General features: G+C 41.4%; 1 protein-coding gene and 1 pseudogene. Both read right to left on the bottom strand.

Annotated features, from left to right (window positions below):
* Positions 1-6: 6 nt before the first annotated feature.
* Positions 7-804 (bottom strand): transposase, encoded by a 798-nt coding sequence (locus Q5691_RS27625; RefSeq protein WP_333348435.1) that lies wholly within the window; start codon positions 802-804, stop codon positions 7-9.
* 40 nt (positions 805-844) lie between these two features.
* Positions 845-1,051, bottom strand: a pseudogene (locus tag Q5691_RS27620) (RNA-guided endonuclease TnpB family protein); the annotation flags it as partial.

Genomic DNA, 1,051 nt, shown 5'->3' with positions numbered 1-1,051 from the left:
AAGAAACTACCAAAAGGTAATTCTTGAAGGCGCTGTCAAAACACCCCTACAAACTCCGTCAAGGTCAAGCCCTAACATCGTCTCTACTTTTCTCAATATATTGGCTGCCCCATTGCAGTCAGCATTGATGTACCAATTGTTAGCACTCGTCCGGTACAAACCGCGTTTTACCCGCCTACCCGTTTTTTTCCACCCTTCGGGTTTTTCACCGATTGTAGGTAGAAAATCGCTGTCTACAAATGATGCTTTAGACGTGTAGCTTTCTTCGGTTTCAACAAACATAATACCGTATTGTTCGCACAATTTAGCAATACGGTTTTTCAATCGTGCCGTAGGAATTTGAACAAATTGCTGATTTGTTTTTTTGCCCATATTGGCAGAATTTTTCTGCCTTTTGTTCCACCCAAAAACGATAACACCGATTCCGTTTTTGATACAGTGATTAGCAACTAAACGAGCTGCTTTATTTACAGCATCGCGCATTCGACGGTTTCGCTTTTCAGTCAATCGTGCTAATTGATGTGACCAAAAACCATTAGGCTTGCCCTCCATTAAACTTGCTACACGCTTGTTGTACCATTGATTGACCGACTTCAAGTGTTTGCCATCAATAATAAAGCTTGTACCTGAGTTGCTGACGCAAGTAAGCCAGTTACCAATACCGTGATCGATGCCTAAAGCTTTTTGACTGTCTGTCACAGTTTGAATGCTAGATACCTTGTAAACAAACTCGGCGTAAAAACAGCTATTTCTGGGAAGAATTCTAATTTCTCTGATATCGGCATAGTCTAAGTTGGTAGGCATGGGAACTTGAAAGTTCTTCAGTCCAAACCAAGTTGTTACTTTATTGACCGAGAGGAATTGAAACTTGACCGTCGCTCAACTTTTTTCCAAGCGCTTGCTTCGGATAAGCTATCAAATGAAATCCGCCAGGAGTACGGTAATTGGGAAATTTGGGCTTAAATTCAAGCTTGCCATCCCAAAATAATTTAATTAGTCCTTTGAAAGATTTTACTGATTCACCGACAGCACCGCAAGTCTGCTGAGCAGC

The organism is Microcoleus sp. w1-18aA5 (genome assembly GCF_036701705.1).
In the GTDB taxonomy this organism is placed as follows: Bacteria; Cyanobacteriota; Cyanobacteriia; order Cyanobacteriales; family Microcoleaceae; genus Microcoleus.
The sequence above is the reverse complement of the archived record's forward strand: the minus strand, read 5'-3'. Positions and strand labels throughout refer to the sequence as shown.

What these genes read in the sequence shown, in the direction of transcription:
- Q5691_RS27625 (WP_333348435.1), bottom strand. Translation starts at nt 804, where the DNA reads ATGCCTACCAACTTAGACTATGCCGATATCAGAGAAATTAGAATTCTT.